The 1,339-nt window shown below is 62.7% G+C and carries 1 protein-coding gene; it reads left to right on the forward strand.

Features of this window, described 5'->3' with window-relative positions; all coding sequences use genetic code 11:
- Window positions 1-62 precede the first annotated feature (62 nt).
- Window positions 63-1,264, forward strand: a protein-coding gene (locus IVA82_RS40550) for an IS3 family transposase (RefSeq protein ID WP_247493868.1) whose coding sequence is annotated in 2 segments (ribosomal slippage) — window positions 63-995 and window positions 998-1,264 — 1,200 coding nt in all. Because the reading frame shifts where the segments join, the coding sequence is not laid out codon by codon here.
- Window positions 1,265-1,339: the final 75 nt, after the last annotated feature.

Here is a 1,339-nt window from a genome sequence, read left to right on the forward strand (position 1 = left end):
CCGATTTTGGGACCACGTGCTTAGTTGGAAGGGGCTGCTCCGTTTGATAGACGGAGCGCATGATGACGACGAAGACGAGACGCAAGATCGACGCGGCACTGAAGGCAAAGATCGCTCTGGAAGCCGTGCGGGAGCAGGCGACGGTGGCCGATCTGGCCCAGCGCTATGAGGTTCACCCGAACCAGATCTATGCCTGGAAGAAGCAACTGCTGGACCAGGCGGCCCGGGCCTTTGACGCGGGTGTCGGGCGGGAGAGCGAGGACGCTCGCGAACGCGAGATCGAGAAGCTGCACGCCAAGATTGGAGCACGATTTTTTAGCGCGGAGGTCCGGAAGATGAGCACCCCGGACCGTCGAGGAATGCTCGATCGCGCCAATAAGGCGCTGTCGATCCGCCGGCAATGCATGTTGCTTGGCATCGCGCGCTCTGGGGTCTACCGGCCGCCACGGCCAGCCAACGACAACGACCTTGCCCTGATGCGGCGCCTCGACGAGTTGTTCACCGCCTGGCCGTTCCTGGGCTCGCGGCGAATGACCGCGATGCTGAAGGCTGAGGGGCTTCCGGTCAATCGCAAGCGCGTGCAGCGGTTGATGCGCAAGATGGGCATAGCGGCGCTGGGACCGAAGCCGAACACGACAAAGCCGGCGCCGGGCCACAAGATCTATCCCTATCTGCTGCGCAACATGACGATCGACCGGCCGAACCAGGTGTGGGCGGCCGACATCACGTATCTGCCCATCGGCCGCGGCTTTCTCTATCTCGTCGCCATCATCGACTGGGCGAGCCGTGCGGTTCTGGCGTGGCGGTTGTCGAACACGATGGACGTCTCGTTCTGCGTGGCGGCTCTGGACGAGGCGCTGGCGACGTACGGCACGCCGGAGATCTTCAACACCGACCAGGGCAGCCAGTTCACCAGCGTGCCCTTCACCACCGCGCTGGCGGCCGCAAACATCAAGATCTCCATGGATGGCCGCGGTCGTTGGATGGACAACGTCTCTTCATCGAGCGGCTGTGGCGGTCGCTCAAGCATGAGGACATCTATCTCAAGGGCTATGCCGACGGCCGCGAGGCCAAAGCAGGGATCGCGAGCTGGATAGCCTTCTACAACGATCGCCGCCTTCATCAGGCGCACGGCTATCGCACGCCAATGGCGGTCTGGCGCGAACGGATGCAGGCCGCGAAGACTGTGGACATGGTGGACAACGCTGACGCGTTGACCACATGCCCACAGCAACTGCAGCAGACAGAGTCTCTGGCAGCGTGATAGAAAGGGATCAGGAGCGGTCAGTTTCCAACTAGCAAACCGGTTCAAGCGGTCCCGCTCTGCGGGTCCATTTCA

The organism is Bradyrhizobium sp. 142 (genome assembly GCF_023074015.1).
In the GTDB taxonomy this organism is placed as follows: domain Bacteria; phylum Pseudomonadota; class Alphaproteobacteria; order Rhizobiales; family Xanthobacteraceae; genus Bradyrhizobium.